This is a genomic window from Cytobacillus sp. IB215665 (assembly GCF_033963835.1).
GTDB lineage: Bacteria > Bacillota > Bacilli > Bacillales > SM2101 > Nanhaiella.
The window spans coordinates 212,237-230,018 of sequence record NZ_JAXBME010000002.1; the positions used below are offsets into that span (position 1 = coordinate 212,237).

The 17,782-nt window shown below is 34.5% G+C and carries 17 protein-coding genes; 16 read left to right on the top strand and 1 reads right to left on the bottom strand.

The window, feature by feature from the left end:
• The first annotated feature begins 18 nt into the window (after nt 1-18).
• The 5 genes from SLH52_RS02980 (at nt 19) to SLH52_RS03000 (ending at nt 5,286) form a co-directional block, all read left to right on the top strand.
• Nucleotides 19-1,290: a U32 family peptidase gene (locus tag SLH52_RS02980; protein WP_320207808.1), complete on the top strand. Its 1,272-nt coding sequence runs from the start codon at nt 19-21 to the stop codon at nt 1,288-1,290.
• A 1-nt stretch (nt 1,291) separates the two neighbouring features.
• Nucleotides 1,292-1,927, top strand: a complete 636-nt coding sequence (udk, locus tag SLH52_RS02985; protein WP_320207809.1) for a uridine kinase — start codon at nt 1,292-1,294, stop codon at nt 1,925-1,927.
• A gap of 185 nt (nt 1,928-2,112) precedes the next feature.
• The gene (greA, locus tag SLH52_RS02990) at nt 2,113-2,589 is read left to right on the top strand and encodes a transcription elongation factor GreA (RefSeq protein WP_320207810.1); all 477 of its coding nucleotides are present in this window, start codon (nt 2,113-2,115) and stop codon (nt 2,587-2,589) included.
• Nucleotides 2,590-2,637: 48 nt separating this feature from the next.
• Nucleotides 2,638-4,404 (top strand): penicillin-binding transpeptidase domain-containing protein, encoded by a 1,767-nt coding sequence (locus SLH52_RS02995; protein WP_320207811.1) that lies wholly within the window; start codon nt 2,638-2,640, stop codon nt 4,402-4,404.
• 69 nt (nt 4,405-4,473) lie between these two features.
• Entirely contained in the window at nt 4,474-5,286 is an 813-nt protein-coding gene (locus SLH52_RS03000) for a YrrS family protein (protein WP_320207812.1), read from the top strand.
• A gap of 283 nt (nt 5,287-5,569) precedes the next feature.
• Here SLH52_RS03000 and SLH52_RS03005 read toward each other — a convergent pair whose 3' ends face one another.
• Nucleotides 5,570-5,776 (bottom strand): DUF2536 family protein, encoded by a 207-nt coding sequence (locus tag SLH52_RS03005; protein ID WP_320207813.1) that lies wholly within the window; start codon nt 5,774-5,776, stop codon nt 5,570-5,572.
• Nucleotides 5,777-6,228: 452 nt separating this feature from the next.
• Here SLH52_RS03005 and mtnN point away from each other — a divergent pair, with 452 nt between their 5' ends.
• The 11 genes from mtnN to SLH52_RS03060 all read left to right on the top strand — a co-directional run bounded on the left by mtnN (nt 6,229) and on the right by SLH52_RS03060 (nt 17,770).
• A complete protein-coding gene (mtnN, locus tag SLH52_RS03010; RefSeq protein ID WP_320207814.1) occupies nt 6,229-6,924 on the top strand; it encodes a 5'-methylthioadenosine/S-adenosylhomocysteine nucleosidase in 696 nt (231 codons plus the stop codon).
• Nucleotides 6,925-7,260: 336 nt separating this feature from the next.
• On the top strand, nt 7,261-8,184 hold the full coding sequence (locus SLH52_RS03015; protein WP_320207815.1) for a cysteine synthase family protein: 924 nt from the start codon (nt 7,261-7,263) through the stop codon (nt 8,182-8,184).
• A 1-nt stretch (nt 8,185) separates the two neighbouring features.
• Nucleotides 8,186-9,322 carry a bifunctional cystathionine gamma-lyase/homocysteine desulfhydrase gene (locus SLH52_RS03020; RefSeq protein WP_320207816.1) on the top strand — a complete coding sequence of 379 codons (1,137 nt, stop codon included), beginning with the start codon at nt 8,186-8,188 and terminating at the stop codon, nt 9,320-9,322.
• Between the two features lie 189 nt (nt 9,323-9,511).
• Complete coding sequence (locus SLH52_RS03025; protein WP_320207817.1) at nt 9,512-9,748, top strand: YrhC family protein; 237 nt, start codon at nt 9,512-9,514, stop codon at nt 9,746-9,748.
• A 381-nt stretch (nt 9,749-10,129) separates the two neighbouring features.
• A complete protein-coding gene (locus SLH52_RS03030) occupies nt 10,130-10,270 on the top strand; it encodes a YrzI family small protein (RefSeq protein WP_320207818.1) in 141 nt (46 codons plus the stop codon).
• Nucleotides 10,271-11,113: 843 nt separating this feature from the next.
• Nucleotides 11,114-11,647 carry a cytochrome c3 family protein gene (locus tag SLH52_RS03035; RefSeq protein ID WP_320207819.1) on the top strand — a complete coding sequence of 178 codons (534 nt, stop codon included), beginning with the start codon at nt 11,114-11,116 and terminating at the stop codon, nt 11,645-11,647.
• Nucleotides 11,640-13,091 (top strand): ammonia-forming cytochrome c nitrite reductase subunit c552, encoded by a 1,452-nt coding sequence (locus SLH52_RS03040; protein ID WP_320207820.1) that lies wholly within the window; start codon nt 11,640-11,642, stop codon nt 13,089-13,091. Before SLH52_RS03035 ends, SLH52_RS03040 begins: the two co-directional genes overlap by 8 nt.
• A gap of 744 nt (nt 13,092-13,835) precedes the next feature.
• Complete coding sequence (locus SLH52_RS03045; protein WP_320207821.1) at nt 13,836-14,810, top strand: hypothetical protein; 975 nt, start codon at nt 13,836-13,838, stop codon at nt 14,808-14,810.
• A 12-nt stretch (nt 14,811-14,822) separates the two neighbouring features.
• Nucleotides 14,823-15,263: a cytochrome c maturation protein CcmE gene (locus SLH52_RS03050; RefSeq protein ID WP_320207822.1), complete on the top strand. Its 441-nt coding sequence runs from the start codon at nt 14,823-14,825 to the stop codon at nt 15,261-15,263.
• Between the two features lie 16 nt (nt 15,264-15,279).
• Nucleotides 15,280-17,262: a heme lyase CcmF/NrfE family subunit gene (locus SLH52_RS03055; RefSeq protein ID WP_320207823.1), complete on the top strand. Its 1,983-nt coding sequence runs from the start codon at nt 15,280-15,282 to the stop codon at nt 17,260-17,262.
• The gene (locus tag SLH52_RS03060) at nt 17,252-17,770 is read left to right on the top strand and encodes a cytochrome c-type biogenesis protein CcmH (protein WP_320207824.1); all 519 of its coding nucleotides are present in this window, start codon (nt 17,252-17,254) and stop codon (nt 17,768-17,770) included. Before SLH52_RS03055 ends, SLH52_RS03060 begins: the two co-directional genes overlap by 11 nt.
• The last annotated feature ends 12 nt before the right edge of the window (nt 17,771-17,782 follow it).

The window sequence follows — 17,782 nt, forward strand, 5'->3', positions numbered from 1 at the left end:
TAAAAGGAGGTAGTAATTATGGTTGCATTAAAAGATGGAATTTCTGCTATGATTAATGGCCAAAGAGTTATTACTAAAAAGCCTGAGTTACTAGCCCCAGCAGGTAATTTAGAAAAGTTAAAAATAGCTGTTCATTACGGAGCAGATGCGGTGTATATTGGAGGTCAAGAATATGGCTTACGTTCCAATGCCGATAATTTCTCTCATGAAGAAATGGCAGAAGGGGTTAAGTTCGCCAATGATTATGGTGCTAAAATATATGTAACTACAAATATTTATGCTCATAATGAAAATATTGATGGTTTAGAAGAATATTTACAAGGGCTTCAAAGTGCTGGTGTAACAGGAATTATCGTTGCTGATCCGTTAATTATCGAAACATGTCGACTAGTTGCTCCTAAGTTAGAGGTCCATTTAAGTACACAGCAATCACTTTCTAACTGGAAGGCAGTTCAATTTTGGAAAGAAGAAGGGCTGGAGCGTGTAGTATTAGGTCGTGAAACGAGTGCGGAAGAGATAAGAGAAATTAAAGAAAAGACAGATATTGAAATTGAGACATTTATTCATGGGGCAATGTGTATTTCCTATTCAGGGCGTTGTACGTTAAGTAATCATATGACTGCACGTGATTCTAACCGTGGAGGTTGTTGCCAATCTTGTAGATGGGATTATGACTTGTATAGCCTTAACTCAAATGATGATGAAGTGGCATTGTTTGAAGAAAATGACGCACCATTTGCAATGAGTCCGAAAGATTTAAAGTTAGTTGAATCAATTCCAAAAATGATTGACTTAGGTATTGACAGTTTAAAAATTGAAGGTCGTATGAAGTCAATTCATTATGTAGCTACTGTAGTAAGCGTGTATCGAAAAATTATTGACGCTTATTGTGCTGATCCAGATCATTTTACTATTAAACAAGAATGGCTTGAAGAACTTGATAAATGTGCCAATCGTGAAACAGCTCCAGCATTTTTTGAGGGTGTACCGGGGTATAAAGAACAAATGTATGGAAATCATAGCAAGAAAACAGCATTTGATTTTGCTGGATTAGTTTTGGACTACAATCAAGAATCGAAAATAGTTACTTTACAGCAACGTAATCATTTTAAGCCAGGAGAAGAAATCGAATTTTTTGGGCCAGAAATTGAAAATTTCACTCAAAAAATCGAAGAAATTTGGGATGAGGATGGGAACGTTCTGGATGCAGCAAGACATCCACTACAAATCATTAAATTTAGAGTGGACAAGGATGTCTTCCCGAACAACATGATGCGAAAGGAGAACTAAGATGGGGAAGAAGCCGGTGGTAATAGGTGTAGCTGGAGGTTCTGGCTCTGGGAAAACAAGTGTTACTAAAGCAATTTACGAGCATTTGAAAGAGCATTCGATTTTAATCCTTGAGCAAGACTACTATTACAAAGACCAAAGTAATTTATCTATAGAAGAACGACGTAAAACAAATTATGATCATCCGTTAGCATTTGACAACGATTTACTAATTGATCATATAGAATCGCTGCTTGCATTTGAAAGCATTAACAAGCCAGTATATGATTTTACAATTGATACAAGATCAGAAGAGGTTATCCTTGTTGAACCAAAAGATGTCATTATCCTTGAAGGCATGTTAGTTTTAGAAGATGAACGCTTGAGGAATTATATGGATATTAAGCTATATGTAGATACTGATGCAGATATAAGGATTACACGTCGAATATTGAGGGATATTAAGGAGAGAGGACGAACTGTAGATTCAGTCATTGATCAATATGTGTCTGTAGTACGCCCTATGCACAATCAATTTATTGAACCATCGAAACGTTATGCTGACATAATCATCCCTGAAGGGGGACGTAATCATGTTGCAATTGACCTAATGGTAACAAAAATTCAAACAATTCTTGAACAAAAGTCTATTTTGTAATACGATAGCATAGATAAATGTAAATGCAATCATTGTATAATATTCATATCTTTGGCATGACAATTTTAATGATACGTGATTAATTATCATTAAAATTGTCGTCTTTAAGATATTCGTAAATGGTAATTGTACATATGTTAGAATAATTCAAACTTTGATCGTTAATAACAAGAGGAGTGAAGGGAATGGCAGCTGAAAAAGTATTTCCAATGACAGCAGCAGGTAAGGAAAAATTAGAGCAGGAATTAGAAACTTTAAAATCAGTACGTCGTAAAGAGGTAGTTGAACGTATAAAAATTGCACGTAGTTTTGGTGACCTTTCTGAGAATTCTGAGTATGATTCAGCAAAGGAAGAACAAGCATTTGTTGAAGGAAGAATTACAACAATTGAAAATATGATTAGAAATGCCAAAATTATTGAAGAAGACTCCAGTAATTCAAATATGGTTTCTATAGGAAAATCTGTTACATTTGTTGAACTACCGGATGGTGAAGAAGAAACGTATACGATCGTAGGTAGTGCTGAAGCTGATCCATTTGAAGGGAAGATCTCAAATGACTCACCTATTGCCAAAAGTCTAATTGGCAAGCAAATAGGTGAAGAAGTACAAGTTCAAACGCCTGGTGGAGAAATGTTAGTGAAAATAGTATCCGTCCAATAGGTTTTAATCCGAAACACCTTGTCAAAACTGTTGATGAGGTGTTTTTTTATGCATGTTAGAAAAAGAACCATAAATTTATCTGTTGTTGTAATTATTTTTATCATAGCCCTGATCATTAGACTTATACAAATCCAGCTTATTCAAACAGAAGAGTTTTCAAAGCACAAAATCAATTTATTAGAAGCAAGTGTTTCACAACGCACTCAGCAGGTTGTAATTGACCAAGGACGTGGGAAGTTTGTTGATAAAAATAATGAACCATTAACATATGTTAATCAGCCTAGCTTAATTTTATTTCCATTTCTCAAGAATATGGACTGGCCAATCGAACAAGTTGCTCGTTTAATAAATGTGTCTCCAGAAAAGTTAAATGTGGCAGTAAAAACTGCAAACGAACCTATTGTATTTGAAGAGGGGAAGGCATTTACCTTAACAGATACTCAAATGACAGAGATAAATAATTTGAAGATCCCAGGTGTTTTTGCTGTGAATCGGCAGAATGAAATGCCAGACAAAATTGCAGAACATTTAATTGGTTTAGTACGTGAATATGAGCAAGCATCAGTACAAAGTGAAGAAGTCAAAGGAGCAAAATCGATTAGTCTAAAAGGTGGTATTTCTGGTCTGCAAAAACAGTTTAATGAATTTGTCTTGCCAGAAGCACAATCTAAGCTCCTGTATCATGTAGATGGAAAAAATGGACCGTTGTTTGGCTTAGAAGTAAAATATACTGAGCCAGCAAACCCTTTTTACCCTGTAACTATCAAAACAACGATTGACAAAGAAATTCAAATTGCAGCAGAAAAAATTGTGAACAAACACCAACTTAATGATGGTGGCCTAGTATTAATTGATATAGATACAAATGACGTGGTTGCAATGGTAAGTGTACCATCAATTAATCATTCAGACCCGTACGTGGATGATGCATTAGAAAATAGAATGTTAACAGTGCAAACCCCAGGATCTGTGTTTAAACCAGTTATTGCTGCTGCAGCGATTGAACACAATTTATTACAATCGAATCGTGTATTTGATTGTGACTTAGATATGTATGGAGAGGGTAAGTCACAGTATCTTTCTGGTATGTTAAACTTTGAGGAAAGCTTTGCTAATAGTTGTAATTATACATTTTCAGTATTAGCTCAAGAGCTTATGGAATTAAGCTCGCAAAGTATTGAAGTATATGCTACTAAACTAGGTTTAATAAATCCTGTAATTTGGAATGGGGATGTATTTCATTTTGAAGATTTTAACCAACTGCCATACGCAGGGACAGGAACGATATGGTTTGAAGAATCTGATAAGACATCTCCGAAAGCTATTGCACAAACTGCAAATGGACAAAAAAATGTTAAAGTTACGCCATTGGCTATTGCAAATATGATGGCTACAATTGCAAGAGGTGGTAAAGAGCTGCAAGTAAGAGTAGTCAGTGATATACTATATAAAAATGAAACAACACTATATTCATTTCCTATACAAACAGTTAAAGACAATCAACCCCTTTCACCTTATACGATTTTAAAATTACAGCAACTTCTCCGTACAGTTGTTTTGGAAGGTACAGGAAGGGCGTTTCAAGGGAATTCATATGAGGTCGCTGGTAAATCAGGAACAGCTCAACTAGGTATTAAGAATGATAATGGTGAGGAATTACATAATAAATGGTTTGCGGGGTATTTTCCTGTGCAAAATCCCAAATATGCACTTGTTGTAGTTGATTTAAAACAACAAGAAAACAATGCTGTGACAAATGATGTCTTCTATGAAATAATTGAAACAATATATGAAATTGAAGAAGGTAGCTCATAAAATTATATAATAGGTACCTATCTAATGATACAATTAGACATATACATATAAGAGTAAGGAGGACTTTTTGTGAGGGGAAATATTGAAGATTTATATGAGGGACCTCGCTACGAAAGGAATAAAAGGCGTAAGAGAGGAAATTTACTATTAAATATTCTAATTGGGATAGTCATTTTATTAATTGTTTTCCTTGGAGGAAAGCTGCTATTTTCCAAAGTTAGTGATCCAGTTGCATCAGATAGTATTGAGCAACAAGATAATGGTGATGCAGCTGTTGGAATAGCGGATGATGATGAGTCTCAAGAAACTAACTCAACAAATGATGAAGCTGATGATAATAATAATGACATAGATAATAACGAAAATAATCTAGAAGAAAACGGTGAAACTAGTATTATAGAAGAAAACAACGGAGCAGTATCTAACGAAGATGACAACAATACTTCTGAAACTAACGAGCAAACAGCTGAGGATAGTTCACCTGAACCAGTTACAGATTTAGAGGAAACAACTGCTAGCGAAGATACTAACATTATAAAAACAATAACTAGTGATTCATGGCAACCAGTCGGTACGGAGCAAACAGATCATATTGGAGCTGTTTATGAGGACGATTCAGTGGACTGGGTTGAGATGGAAAAAGCGGTAAGTTATGCTACAGGAATTGCTAAAGAAGATTATACTTTGTGGTTTTTAGGAAATGACGGTCACAATAAATCTTTGGCTACAATTAGTTCAAATGTTGACGGGAGCTTAATTTACAAAGTATATATGGAATGGGTAGACAATGAAGGCTGGAAGCCTACTAAAGTAGAGCAATTACAAGAGAATGAGTACAATAAAAAAGAGGACGAATCGAGCGAGGAATCCTCAGAAGGTTAAGTATAAACCGCCATTTGCTGTATGCAAAGGCGGTTTATTTTATTTCAAGGATGAATTTCCCATTTTCGCTCTGAGATATAAGCACGTAAAAATCTAGCTTCGGCACCTTCTCAACTTTTGCAATTACTGAGCTTTCATAAAACTTATCATACTGTCCATTTTTAGAAATAGACAACAAAGTTTACGAAAGAAATTACATCAAATTAGTCTATATTTGAATCAATGTCCAAGTTTACTAAGATGAGTTCTAGTATCTTTTAGAGATAAAAGAAAAAGATTTCATTTAATTGCTGCGTTTAAAGTGAACGACTGCACTAAAATATCTTCTACCGTCTTGATCAAACTGCATTTGATGAGAAATATGATGGAGCTCTAATAAGATAGCTTTATTAACTTCGATTTGTTCATTTACTTTTTTTTCTAATGTTGCTAAATCTTGAGCTTCAAAAAATTCAACCTTATCTTTGAGTATATCTAAAGAAAAATCCATTTTACTGACACCCTTCCACAATTGTATGTATCGTCCATTTTATCAAATGTGAGACTGTACGAAAATATTATATTTTGCTCTTTTACGATAATATTAACGATGATATGCTTGCAAATTGCTAAGAAATAATTTCTATGATAAATTAGAAGCAATTGAATGAATTCGGGGTATAGAAATGTGTATAATGGGCTTTTTGACCTGAATTGATCTAAATTTATATTAAGGAATTTTTCCCCCATTTCTATAAGTGGGATCTTTTAATCAGGTGGAGTATAGTCTCCACCTGATTTCACTGGTCAAGTTTACTTTCACTAGCAGTGGAGCTGGATTATTGCAGTAAATGGTTTTGCTGTTGAATATGTTACAATATTGAATGGAGTTTTAGTATATCCTCGTGATGCGGAGAAATGGTATAAGAGTAATAGTGGAATATAGAAAAGAGGGAAACCAAGATGAAAATAGGAATTATAGGTGCCATGGAAGAAGAGGTCATCATCTTAAGAGATAACATTAACAACGAACAAGTAAGTGTTATTGCTGGATGTGAATTTACAGAGGGTCATTTACATGGAGTTGAAGTTGTATTACTGAAGTCAGGAATTGGCAAAGTAAATGCAGCAATGAGTACGTCAATTCTACTTGATCGTTTTCACGTAGACTATGTCATAAATACTGGTTCAGCTGGTGGACTTTTAGAGTCATTAAACGTTGGGGATGTGGTGATCTCAACAGAAGTACGTCATCATGATGTAGATGTAACAGCTTTTGGTTATGAGTATGGACAAGTTCCACAATTACCACCAGCTTTTCTAGCAGATAATAATCTTCTGAACGTTGCAGAAAAAGCAGCTCAGAAAATAGAAAATATCCAAACTGTGAAAGGACTTATTGCTACTGGTGATTCTTTTATGAGCGACCCTAGTCGAGTAGCAATGGTACGGGATAAGTTTTCCGATTTGTATGCAGTTGAGATGGAAGCGGCAGCGATTGCCCAAGTTTGTTACCAATTTGAGGTTCCTTTTGTAGTAATACGTTCTCTCTCAGACATAGCTGGTAAAGAATCAGACATCTCTTTCGAACAATTTTTACCAACAGCTGCCTTACATTCAGCCAACTTAGTTATGAATATGGTAGAAGGGCTTAAGTAAGCTCACATCTTATTCAAAGAGCTTCGCACTTATTAAGAAAGGCTCTTTACGTAAACTTTGTTGCTTATGTTACGTAAATTTGAGTAACTGATGTGTATGGTATGATTTTTTATAGTCTTTAGAGAAGAAAAGATCCCGAGGATGTATAGCTTTTATTCAGGGCTCTTTTCATTAATTTTTTTATAGTTCCTAAATTAGATACTACGCAAACTAATCATATCCGTGTTTATTTTTTAGCACGAAAAACAACGTTCTATACAAAAAAGCCTAGTATGTAAAGAAACAATTTTTGCGAAAACAGCATTAAGAAAAAATTTTTGAGGTGACAAAATAATTATGCGTGTTGTTCACAGCGTACATGACTTAATTGGTAATACCCCAATGATTGAGCTAACGCAATTTCCTTTACCAAAACAAGTAAAGCTTTATGCAAAACTTGAATATTACAATCCTGGTGGCAGTATTAAAGATCGGTTAGGTAAAGAGCTCATTGAAGAAGCTCTCCAGTCAGGGGAAATTAAATCTGGCGGAACGATTATTGAACCTACTGCAGGAAATACAGGCATCGGATTAGCATTAGCAGCACTAAGACATAAGCTTAACGTAATTGTATGTATGCCTGAAAAATTTAGTATAGAAAAACAATTGCTAATGAAAGCGCTAGGTGCTGAAATTGTACACACACCAACGAGTGAAGGTATGAGGGGAGCAATTGCAAAAGCTCAACAACTACTTAATGAGATTCCAAACTCGTACTGTCCTCAGCAATTTAACAACCCGGCAAATCCAATGACCTATTATAAAACCTTAGGACCTGAAATATGGAACCAACTAGATGGTGATATTGATATGTTTATTGCAGGAGCAGGAACGGGTGGAACATTCATGGGAACTGCGAAATATTTAAAAGAACAAAATAATATGTTACAAACAGTCATTGTTGAGCCCGAAGGATCTATTTTAAATGGTGGTGATATAGGACCTCACAAGACTGAAGGAATCGGTATGGAATTTCTTCCAGATTATATGGATACAAAATATTTCGATCAAGTTCATACAATATCTGATAATGATGCCTTTATGAGAGTAGAAGAACTAGCAAGAAAAGAAGGGCTTTTAGTTGGTAGTTCTTCAGGGGCAGCACTCCATGCAGCTCTTATTGAAGCAAGTCAGGCTAAGAAAAAAATGAACATCGTAACTATTTTTCCAGACAGTAGCGAACGTTATTTAAGTAAACAGATTTATGGAGGTTCGATATAAAATGAAAACAAAGACAAAATTAATCCATGGTGGCATTCCGAGTGATCAACAAACAGGGGCTGTCTCTATTCCCATTTATCAAGTAAGCACATATAAGCAAGATGGGATAGGTGGGCATAAAGGATTTGAGTACTCACGAACAGGTAATCCAACAAGACATGCTTTAGAGGAGCTAATTAAAGACCTCGAAGAAGGAACAGCAGGGTTTGCATTTAGCTCTGGAATGGCAGCAATTACAGCAGTGATGATGTTATTTAACAGCGGTGATCATGTCATTTTAACTGATGATGTATATGGTGGAACTTACCGTGTAATGACAAAAGTTTTAAACAAACTAGGAATAGAATCGACTTTTATTGATACGAGCAATTTGTCAAATATCGAGACAGCAATCCGTTCAAATACGAAAGCAATATATATTGAAACACCTACAAATCCGTTGCTAAAAATTACTGATATTAGAGGAGCTTCTAATGTAGCAAAGGAACATAACTTGTTAACAATCGTAGATAACACGTTCAGTACACCATATTGGCAAACACCTCTAAACCTTGGAGCAGATATCGTATTGCACAGTGCAACAAAATATATTGGTGGTCATAGCGATGTCGTGGCTGGTCTCGTTGTAGTTAATTCCAATCAATTAGCTGAAGACCTACATTTTGTTCAAAATTCTACAGGTGGCATATTAGGCCCTCAGGATTCATGGTTATTAATAAGAGGAATCAAAACGTTAGGAATACGAATGGAAGAACACGAAGAAAATACTAAACAAATTATTGAATTTTTACAAAGTCACCCAGGTGTAGAAAAAATATATTACCCTGGATTAAGTAGTCATCCGAATCATAACATTGCAAAAAAACAAGTTAGAGGATATGGGGGGATGATTTCATTTGATGTAGGTAGTGAAGAAAAAGCAGAACAACTTCTTAAGCAAGTTAAGTATTTTACATTGGCGGAAAGCCTTGGTGCAGTTGAAAGTTTAATTTCAGTTCCTGCAAAAATGACACATGCTTCGATACCAAAAGAACGTCGTGAAGAGCTAGGTATAACAGATGGGCTTGTACGGATTTCAGTAGGACTTGAAGATATGGAGGATTTAATCGCGGACTTAGCTAACGCACTTAAAGGATAAATAAAAAAAGGCGAAGGTATTTTCGCCTTTTTTTTGTTATAGCTCGATTCACAAAAGCTTAAGTTACGTTAATTTATTGTTGTGATTGGCTCCTACCTTATAATTGGTTAAAGTTACATTCATTTTGGCCTACTCAGATATGTTAAAGTAGATTTATAGATACTTAGAAAAGTAGGTGACAAACTTAAAATGGATGAGAAGCAATTACGTGATTTGAAATTTAAAATTGTCGACTTTACAAGAATTGCATTTGTTTTAATTGCAATTAGTGTCTTTTTATATTTAGGTGTTATTATTAATCAACATGTTCAAGAAGCGACTAATGTCAACTTATTAATGGCAATGACCTATATTTTTTTACTCTTAGCGTTTCTCTTATTTAACATGGTAATTAAATATAAAAAAATAGTAAGTGATCTCGAGTAAGAAAATTATTTAATTTTTTACAAAAAAGCCCTTTACAAAACATCATAAATTGGTTATACTTTCCTATGAAATAAACAAATTCTGATAAGGAGGTCGAATTTAATGTTACGCAAATCATTTAAACTTATTAAATTAAATAGTATTTCTTACTACTCGACCGATGTCGGAATGCGGATCTTTCAATAACTAACATAGCATACACGCCACAGGTTGAATAGTATACCTGTGGCTTTTTATGTAAATAGCAAAATCTTTCCTCTTAATGCTTATTTATAAAATAATTTTGATTACTTTTACCACAGGTATAGAAAATTTACCTGTGGTTTTTTATTGTCAAATTGAACATAATGTATGCAATGAACTTAAAGGAGGTGAAATCATATGAAATTCAATATTTTGTCTATCACAATAACAATTAATAAACGCTCGTATTCAATTGAAAAAGCTTATCGAGAAGAGCAAGTAAAAAAAATGATTGATGAAGAAAGAGAGAAATCGTTTAGAGCTTACCCAACCATATAATAATCATTTCAAATAATTACAGGAGAGTGATAAAAATGATAATGCAAAATTTGATGATCGTTAAGTTAATTGATAAGGAAAATTTTACGTAGTTACTAAACAAAGGACGATCATTACAAATTATAAATATATTACCTTTTCATCATTACAGCTAAGTAGGATGACTCTTTACATTAGGCTGTTTTCGCATTGGTTGTTGCTTTTCGTTCTAATAGATAAGCACGTATAAACCTAGCGTTCGTAGCATCTTTTCTACTTTAACAATAATTGAGGTTTCAAAAAAACTCTTCATAATTTACATTATTTTGTTAAAAACAGCCATTAGGTAAAAACGAACATATATATTCATTAGGGTAGGTTTTACTTTTATAGTAAAGCCTACTTTTTTTATTTGATAGCTCTCTCTCCTAGTCTGTCAATACTTTATATCTGACTGCGCGAAAACAAAATATTTTTTCTGTTAAAAACGTTTCAATGCTATTCTAGGGGCAACAGTTTGCTCCGTTTTTGTAAAATATACTTGAAACAATTATTTTTCCAAATGTACACAATTTGGTCTTTTTATAGACAATAGTTTGTCAATAATGTCGTATCAAATATTCAATAAAATATGGTAATGTTTAGTTGGAAAGGTACAATCAACCTATAGGTAGGCTCTTTTCCACAATTTTATTAGTGAATGATATATGATTATACTTTTCTATCATCACCAATCGGTGAATCAATATTTATTAAATTGCTCATTTTTTCACAAGTGTTATTTTATTAAGTGGCTGACATACCTATTAGCCTTTTAATTGGTATGAAGAAGATATAAAAATGAAAGAAGAGGAGGGGGAAGGTATGGTGAAAAAGCTTAAAGCGCTTGATAAAAAAGTCATTATTTTAATTGGGCTATTTTTAGGAGTTGTTGTAGCAGTAGCAAGTGCTGAGACAATGAATTATACAGATAGTGCAGAATTTTGTTCGACCTGTCACCCGATGGATTCAGCCTATAGTAGCTTTGCAGACTCTACACATGCAAATATCGCTTGTAATAAGTGTCATGCTCCAACTGATAGCCTTGGAAAGAAAATACTATTTAAAGCGAAAGCTGGAACGCATGATATTTACATGAATACATTTGGTGCTGATAAGATTCCTGATGTTATTCATGCAAAAACAGCCACCATTGACGTTATTCAAGAAAACTGTAAAAGCTGTCACGAAGGAACACTAAATAATTTATCACACGATGCAAAAGAAAATTGTACTGATTGTCATAGGCAAATCCCTCATGGTAATGGCAACTTTAAGACAGATGAATGGTTTAAACCAGCCGATTATGACATTAATAATCGAAACGAATCTTTTGAGAAAGGGTGGGAAAATGCATAAAAGCATCAAAAGAATTATAGTTCCTACTGCTTTAGTGATTTTTTTAATCGCTATTATTGCTGCCTGTGGTTCAGATGAAGCGAAGGAAAGTACCGCTGCTAAAAAGTTATACAATACGGGACTATCAGCTGACGAAATAAATAATGAAGCATTTGCTGACATTTTTCCGTTACAGTATGAAAGCTATAAGCGTAATGAAGAAATGTCTGATACGAAATACGGTGGATCAATACCAACGTCAAAATTTGACCACACTAAAGAACCTTATTTGCCAATAATTTTTAATGGTTATGGATTTGCAAAGGAATATAATGAAGATCGTGGACACATTTACGCTGTTGAAGATAATATCAATATTGCTAGAATTACGGATAAGTCAATTGGTTCTTGTTTTACTTGTAAAAGTACTGCGGTTCCTATTTTGTTAGAGGAGGACGAATTCGGAGACGGATACTGGTCTGCAAACTTTCGAAATGAGATTGTACCTCGTGCTGAAGAATTAGGGCATTCTCCTATCGGTTGTTCAGATTGTCATGATCCCGAAACGATGGAATTACGTGTGACTCGTCCAATGTTTGCAACAGCTATGGAAGCAAGAGGAGTAGACATTTCAAACCCTACAAAAAATGAAATGCGTACGTATGTATGTGCACAATGTCACGTAGAATACTATTTTGAACCAAAAAAGAAGGAAGTAACATTCCCATGGACAAATGGATTAAAGCCAGAAGAAATGTATGAATACTACGATACGATAGCAAAAGATTCTGGGTTTGCACAAGACTGGATTCATACCGTTTCAGGTGCGCCAATGCTAAAAGCTCAGCATCCAGAATTCGAAATTTGGTCTGAAGGTCCGCATGGAATCGCTGAAGTTTCCTGCTCGGATTGCCATATGCCATACGAACGTTCAGACGGTAAGAAAAAGATTACTAGTCACCAATGGACTTCACCTTTAAAAACAATTGAGCAATCATGTCGTACATGTCATGCAGACAAGACTGAGCAAGAACTTAAAGATCGGGTTGAAGGCATTCAAGATACTCATATGGAGAATTTACACAAGGCCGAAGAAATATCTATTGATGCACATTACTTTATTAATAAGATGATAACTACCGGTGCTCCTGAATCTAAAATTGAAGAAGCACAAGAACTTGTTCGTAAAGGACAGTGGTTATTTGATATTGTAGCTGCAGAAAATTCTGCTGGATTCCATGATCCTCAAGGCGCAATGGATAGTATGAAAAAATCTACTGAAGCATTAAATGAAGCTATTATTATAGCAACTGAAGAATTGGTGAAACTAGATGTAAATATTGATGAATTAAAAGAAGAAATAGATAAAGTGAAAAAAGCTGTTTATGATGAACCAGATGTGTTTAAAAAGAAAGACCATGTCATAAATGATTACTTCCCAAATCAACAACCACCAAAAAATTAAGCACTCACAGAACGATGATTAACAAACTAATTTTCACCGTACAATACGGCTATATTGTACGGTGCATTTTTGTTCATTAAAAAGCTATATTTCCATTGTTTATAAGGTGGTAACAATTTTGTGCAGGCATATGTTTGTCACTGTGCAAACATAACACTAATTTCATCTAGATGCTTTATCAATAGTAGAAAAATATTTTGATAAGAGCCTTCACAAGACAATGATCTTAATATATATGTGAAACAAATCACAAATAGCGTATTTATTATTAATATACTGTAAATTTTTTATTGAATCAAGCTGAATGGTTTATATTTTTTTAAATGGATTTCAGATAGTTGCTTCATCTCTCAATACAGCTTTTCAGAAAATGAAGTGGTTCGATTAGACAACCTAAGGCATCAAAATGGTTAAAAAGCAACCTACACAAAACACGACTTCAGTGTCTAGTGAGATTACGGTATTGTCTAGGATTGTCGCCTATCCCCTAAGTCACTTCTTCTATCGTTACGAGGGTAAAGGGCATCTCCAAATGATAGGAATCTGGGCACTCGTCTGTTGATGATCTTTAGTGGAATTATATCTTTCGGTAATGTCTGTAACATAAGTCACAATTTGGTATGAAGTTTTTGTGAACTAAAATATGGATGATTTTTGACAATAGGTTTACCAATATGTTGTAACTAAGCAATTTTTAATACAATCATATTAGAAATGAAAGAAATGGGAAATAAGGTGAAAAAAATGAAGACTCCTTATGTTAAGGAAAAATGTTTTCCAATATTCATTTTGGTACTAATGAGTATTCTCTTTCCTCAATCTATACTTGCATCTTACGACAACATATCTATAGAAGACATTACAATAATCGTTATGCCAGAATATACGAATCATCCTCATGCTAATAATGATGAACCAACTGTTCTTGTTGGTTACCATGGCACTGTTGTAAATCAATCATCTGAGTCAATTAGCCAAGGTATCGAACTAACATTACCTGTAAATAAGAATAATTTTTTTATAGGGCTAGCAGCACATACCCTCGATGAAACAAAAGAATCACTTCAAGAAATAGAAGTACAAATGAAGAAGAATTCTAACAAAGTAACGATTATACCAGAAGAACCTATTGATCCAGGGCAAGGCTATAAATTTGTTATCGAATATTATTATCATGATATAAACATTACTGAGAATAAGAAAAATTTCACATATGAATACGTAGCTGACAATAATATGGACGCTATAAACATTATCTTCTTTGAACCATTAGGAGCAAGTGATTTTGCCATACAACCAACAACTAATCAGCATTCACAAGATACGATGGGGATTAACATGTATTTGTATGAGGTTATTCAATTAAAAGCTGGGGAGAAGAAAGTATTTGATGTGTCTTATGAGAAAAAAGACAACGAAACGACAACTAGTAAAATTGATGACATAGCACCAAATAACAACACTAGTGTCCAAATACAAGCTAACTCATCAAATAATGGAGGGTTATCAAAAAATACAATTATTGCAATCGTTGTCATTTCATTAATATTTTTATTCACAATCATGCTCTTAATTTTTCAGAAAAAGAAACACAAAGAACGTGAAAGCGAAATTAAAGCTACAAATCGACAACAAGATAAAAAGAAGTTAAGAAACATGTTGGCTAATGGTGAAATTGATGAACAAAAGTATCGCAAAAAAATGAGTGAACTAAGTTGAGGGGTGAATGGAATGAACAAAAATAAAAAAGTATTGTTTGGTGGAAGTTTGATCATCATAGCAATTCTAACATTGCTCATAGCTGCTACACCAGGTGCAAGCGGTACAGAGTTGACACTTACACAACTGTTAGCAAATGAAGAGAAGTACAGCGATAAGTTCGTCATGACCCAAGGATTATTAATTGAAGATTCAATTGATTGGAATGCAGATAATATAGAACTTCGCTTTACAGTACGAGATGAAGATGGTAATGAGCTTCCAATATTTTATCAAGGGGTACGACCAGACAATTTTAGTGAAGATGTAACTGCAATTGTAGAGGGGTATATACAAGAGGATGGTGTGTTTTTTGCTGAGAAACTTCAAACTAAGTGTCCATCCAAATATGAAGACCAAGATAAAAGTGACTATGACCCAGAGCTTCATAAAAAGATAGAAAATGAGGAGTAAAGAAAGGTGATTAGCCATGTATTTAATTGGTAGTACAGCTGTTTATTTAGCATTTGTCATTTCAATCTATTCATTTATTATTCTCATATTAGGAATTAGAAAGCAAAACCAAAAGTTAATAAATAGTGGGAAAAATGGTGTGTTATCCATCTTTGTATTAACATGTGTTTCAATGTTTGTCTTATTCTACGCTTTAGGTACGAGTCAATTTCAATTTAAGTATGTTTCTACGTATACAAGTAGCGATTTACCACTTATTTATAAGCTTTCAGCATTATGGGCAGGTAATGCAGGATCTTTATTATTATGGACATTTTTCTTAACGATGTACGCAACGATGGTTGTGTTTTCAAGAAAAATGAAAAGCAATCCAATGGTTCCTTATATTGGAACAATCATGCTTGGTAATATTATTTTCTTTTACTTCGTGTTAGCTACGACTACGAAACCTTTTGAACTGAATGATATTATTCCAGAGGTTGGGAAAGGTTTAAATCCAATGTTACAAGACCCAGGGATGATTTTACATCCAGTAACTTTGTACTTAGGTTATGTGGGACTTTCAGTACCTTTTGCATTTGCTATTGCCGCTTTAATACTAAAGAATGTAGACGCTTTTTGGATTCGTATGACAAGACGATGGACAATAGTAGCGTGGTTATTTTTAACTCTTGGCAATATAATCGGAGGTTATTGGGCTTATCTTGAGCTCGGATGGGGTGGCTATTGGGCATGGGACCCTGTTGAAAATGCATCCTTTATGCCATGGTTAACTGTCACTGCTTTTTTACATTCTGTAATGATTCAAGAACGCAAGCAGATGTTGAAGATTTGGAATATTAGTTTGATTATTCTTTCATACGCATTAACATTATTTGGAACTTTCCTTGTGAGAAGTGGCGTCTTAACTTCAGTTCATGCTTTTGGAGATAGTAATTTAGGTACTTATTTTTTAATTTTTATGGCACTTGCAGTCTTATTTGCACTATATGTAATGATGAGTCGCTACCATTTATTAAGACAAAACAGCGGACAGTTTGAGTCATTTTTGTCAAAAGAAAGTAGTTTTTTAATCAATAATCTAATACTAGTCGGAGCAACATTTGCAGTATTTTGGGGAACAATTTTCCCACTCATTTCTGAGGCGGTTAAAGGAACGAAGGTTACGGTTGGTGTCCCTTTCTTTAATACAGTAATGTCACCTATCATGCTTGCATTAATGTTTGTTATGGCTATTTGTCCTTTAATCGCTTGGCAACGCTCAACTGTAAGAAATCTACGGAAAAACTTTTTAATTCCAGCAATTTTGAGCTTACTCGTTGCTATGTTACTAATATTTCTAGGTATTAGAAAAGCATATCCGATTATCGGCTTTGCTGTTATTGCTTTCATGATTTTTACTCATATCCTTGAAATTAGTCGCGGGGTAAAGGCTAGAAAGTCAGTTACTGGAGAAAATGTCATTGTTGCACTTGGCCGTTTAATGTCACGTAATCGCAGACGGTACGGTGGCTATATCGTTCATATTGGGATAGCTCTAATGGCAGTAGGTATAATTGGTTCAAATAATTTCAATGTTGAAACAATGAAGACGCTAGCAATTGGAGAAAGTATTGAACTTGCAGAGTACACAATTACCTATGAAAACTTACAACAAAAGCGTGAAGGAATCAATGATGTAGTGTTTGCAACTCTACAAATTAACAAAAACGGTCAAGATTTAGGATATGCTGAAGCAGAGAAAATCTTTTATGGTTCATTCGAACAACCGTCAACTGAGGTAGCTCTTATTAGTAATTGGGACGAAGATCTTTATATTGTGTTAAGTGGTTGGGAGCAAGATTTAAGAGCTACATTTGTTATTCGGATTAATCCACTTGTAAAATGGATTTGGACGGGTGGCATGGTCGTTTTAATAGGCGCAATATTTGCTGTTTGGAGCGGAAAATACGGCAATGTTACACCGAGATATAAAGGGGTACAGCGACATGTATCTTAAGGGTTTGCGTAGAAAGGATGGGGAAATGATGAAGCGCTTATTCATTTTAACTGGGCTTCTTATACTTTTATTTTCTTCCAGTACCTATGCAGCAGAAGGTGTTGATTATAGTTCTGCACAATTTCAGAGCATTGTTGCAATGCTTGCCATGGAAGGACATGCGGGGGATGATCTTGCTACTTGCCCTGTTAAGCAAGAATATTACGAAGAAGTTGCTCAAATGATGCAAGAAGGGATGAACAAGGAAGAGATCTTAAATTTCTATGTTGAGGAAATTGGTGAAGAGGCATTGTCAGCCCCATTAAAGCAAGGGTTTAGCCTTTCTGCATGGGTCACACCGTTTATCGTATTGATTGTAGCTGGAGTGATTGTATTTACAGTAATTCGTAGTTGGATCAAAAAAAATAACAGTGCTCATTCAATAACAACTGATGAAGCTTTACGTGACGAGAACACCGATGCAGTTTTAAGAGAAATGATTAATAAAGAAAGAAAAAAGCTTTTCTAGGATGTGATTGAT

Excerpts from the sequence above, each read along its gene's own strand:
- SLH52_RS02980 (WP_320207808.1), top strand. The coding sequence starts at position 19 with ATGGTTGCATTAAAAGATGGAATTTCTGCTATGATTAATGGCCAAAGA.
- udk (WP_320207809.1), top strand. The coding sequence starts at position 1,292 with ATGGGGAAGAAGCCGGTGGTAATAGGTGTAGCTGGAGGTTCTGGCTCT.
- greA (WP_320207810.1), top strand. The coding sequence starts at position 2,113 with ATGGCAGCTGAAAAAGTATTTCCAATGACAGCAGCAGGTAAGGAAAAA.
- SLH52_RS02995 (WP_320207811.1), top strand. The coding sequence starts at position 2,638 with ATGCATGTTAGAAAAAGAACCATAAATTTATCTGTTGTTGTAATTATT.
- SLH52_RS03005 (WP_320207813.1), bottom strand. The coding sequence starts at position 5,776 with ATGGATTTTTCTTTAGATATACTCAAAGATAAGGTTGAATTTTTTGAA.
- mtnN (WP_320207814.1), top strand. The coding sequence starts at position 6,229 with ATGAAAATAGGAATTATAGGTGCCATGGAAGAAGAGGTCATCATCTTA.
- SLH52_RS03015 (WP_320207815.1), top strand. The coding sequence starts at position 7,261 with ATGCGTGTTGTTCACAGCGTACATGACTTAATTGGTAATACCCCAATG.
- SLH52_RS03020 (WP_320207816.1), top strand. The coding sequence starts at position 8,186 with ATGAAAACAAAGACAAAATTAATCCATGGTGGCATTCCGAGTGATCAA.
- SLH52_RS03025 (WP_320207817.1), top strand. The coding sequence starts at position 9,512 with ATGGATGAGAAGCAATTACGTGATTTGAAATTTAAAATTGTCGACTTT.
- SLH52_RS03030 (WP_320207818.1), top strand. The coding sequence starts at position 10,130 with ATGAAATTCAATATTTTGTCTATCACAATAACAATTAATAAACGCTCG.
- SLH52_RS03035 (WP_320207819.1), top strand. The coding sequence starts at position 11,114 with ATGGTGAAAAAGCTTAAAGCGCTTGATAAAAAAGTCATTATTTTAATT.
- SLH52_RS03040 (WP_320207820.1), top strand. The coding sequence starts at position 11,640 with ATGCATAAAAGCATCAAAAGAATTATAGTTCCTACTGCTTTAGTGATT.
- SLH52_RS03045 (WP_320207821.1), top strand. The coding sequence starts at position 13,836 with ATGAAGACTCCTTATGTTAAGGAAAAATGTTTTCCAATATTCATTTTG.
- SLH52_RS03050 (WP_320207822.1), top strand. The coding sequence starts at position 14,823 with ATGAACAAAAATAAAAAAGTATTGTTTGGTGGAAGTTTGATCATCATA.
- SLH52_RS03055 (WP_320207823.1), top strand. The coding sequence starts at position 15,280 with ATGTATTTAATTGGTAGTACAGCTGTTTATTTAGCATTTGTCATTTCA.
- SLH52_RS03060 (WP_320207824.1), top strand. The coding sequence starts at position 17,252 with ATGTATCTTAAGGGTTTGCGTAGAAAGGATGGGGAAATGATGAAGCGC.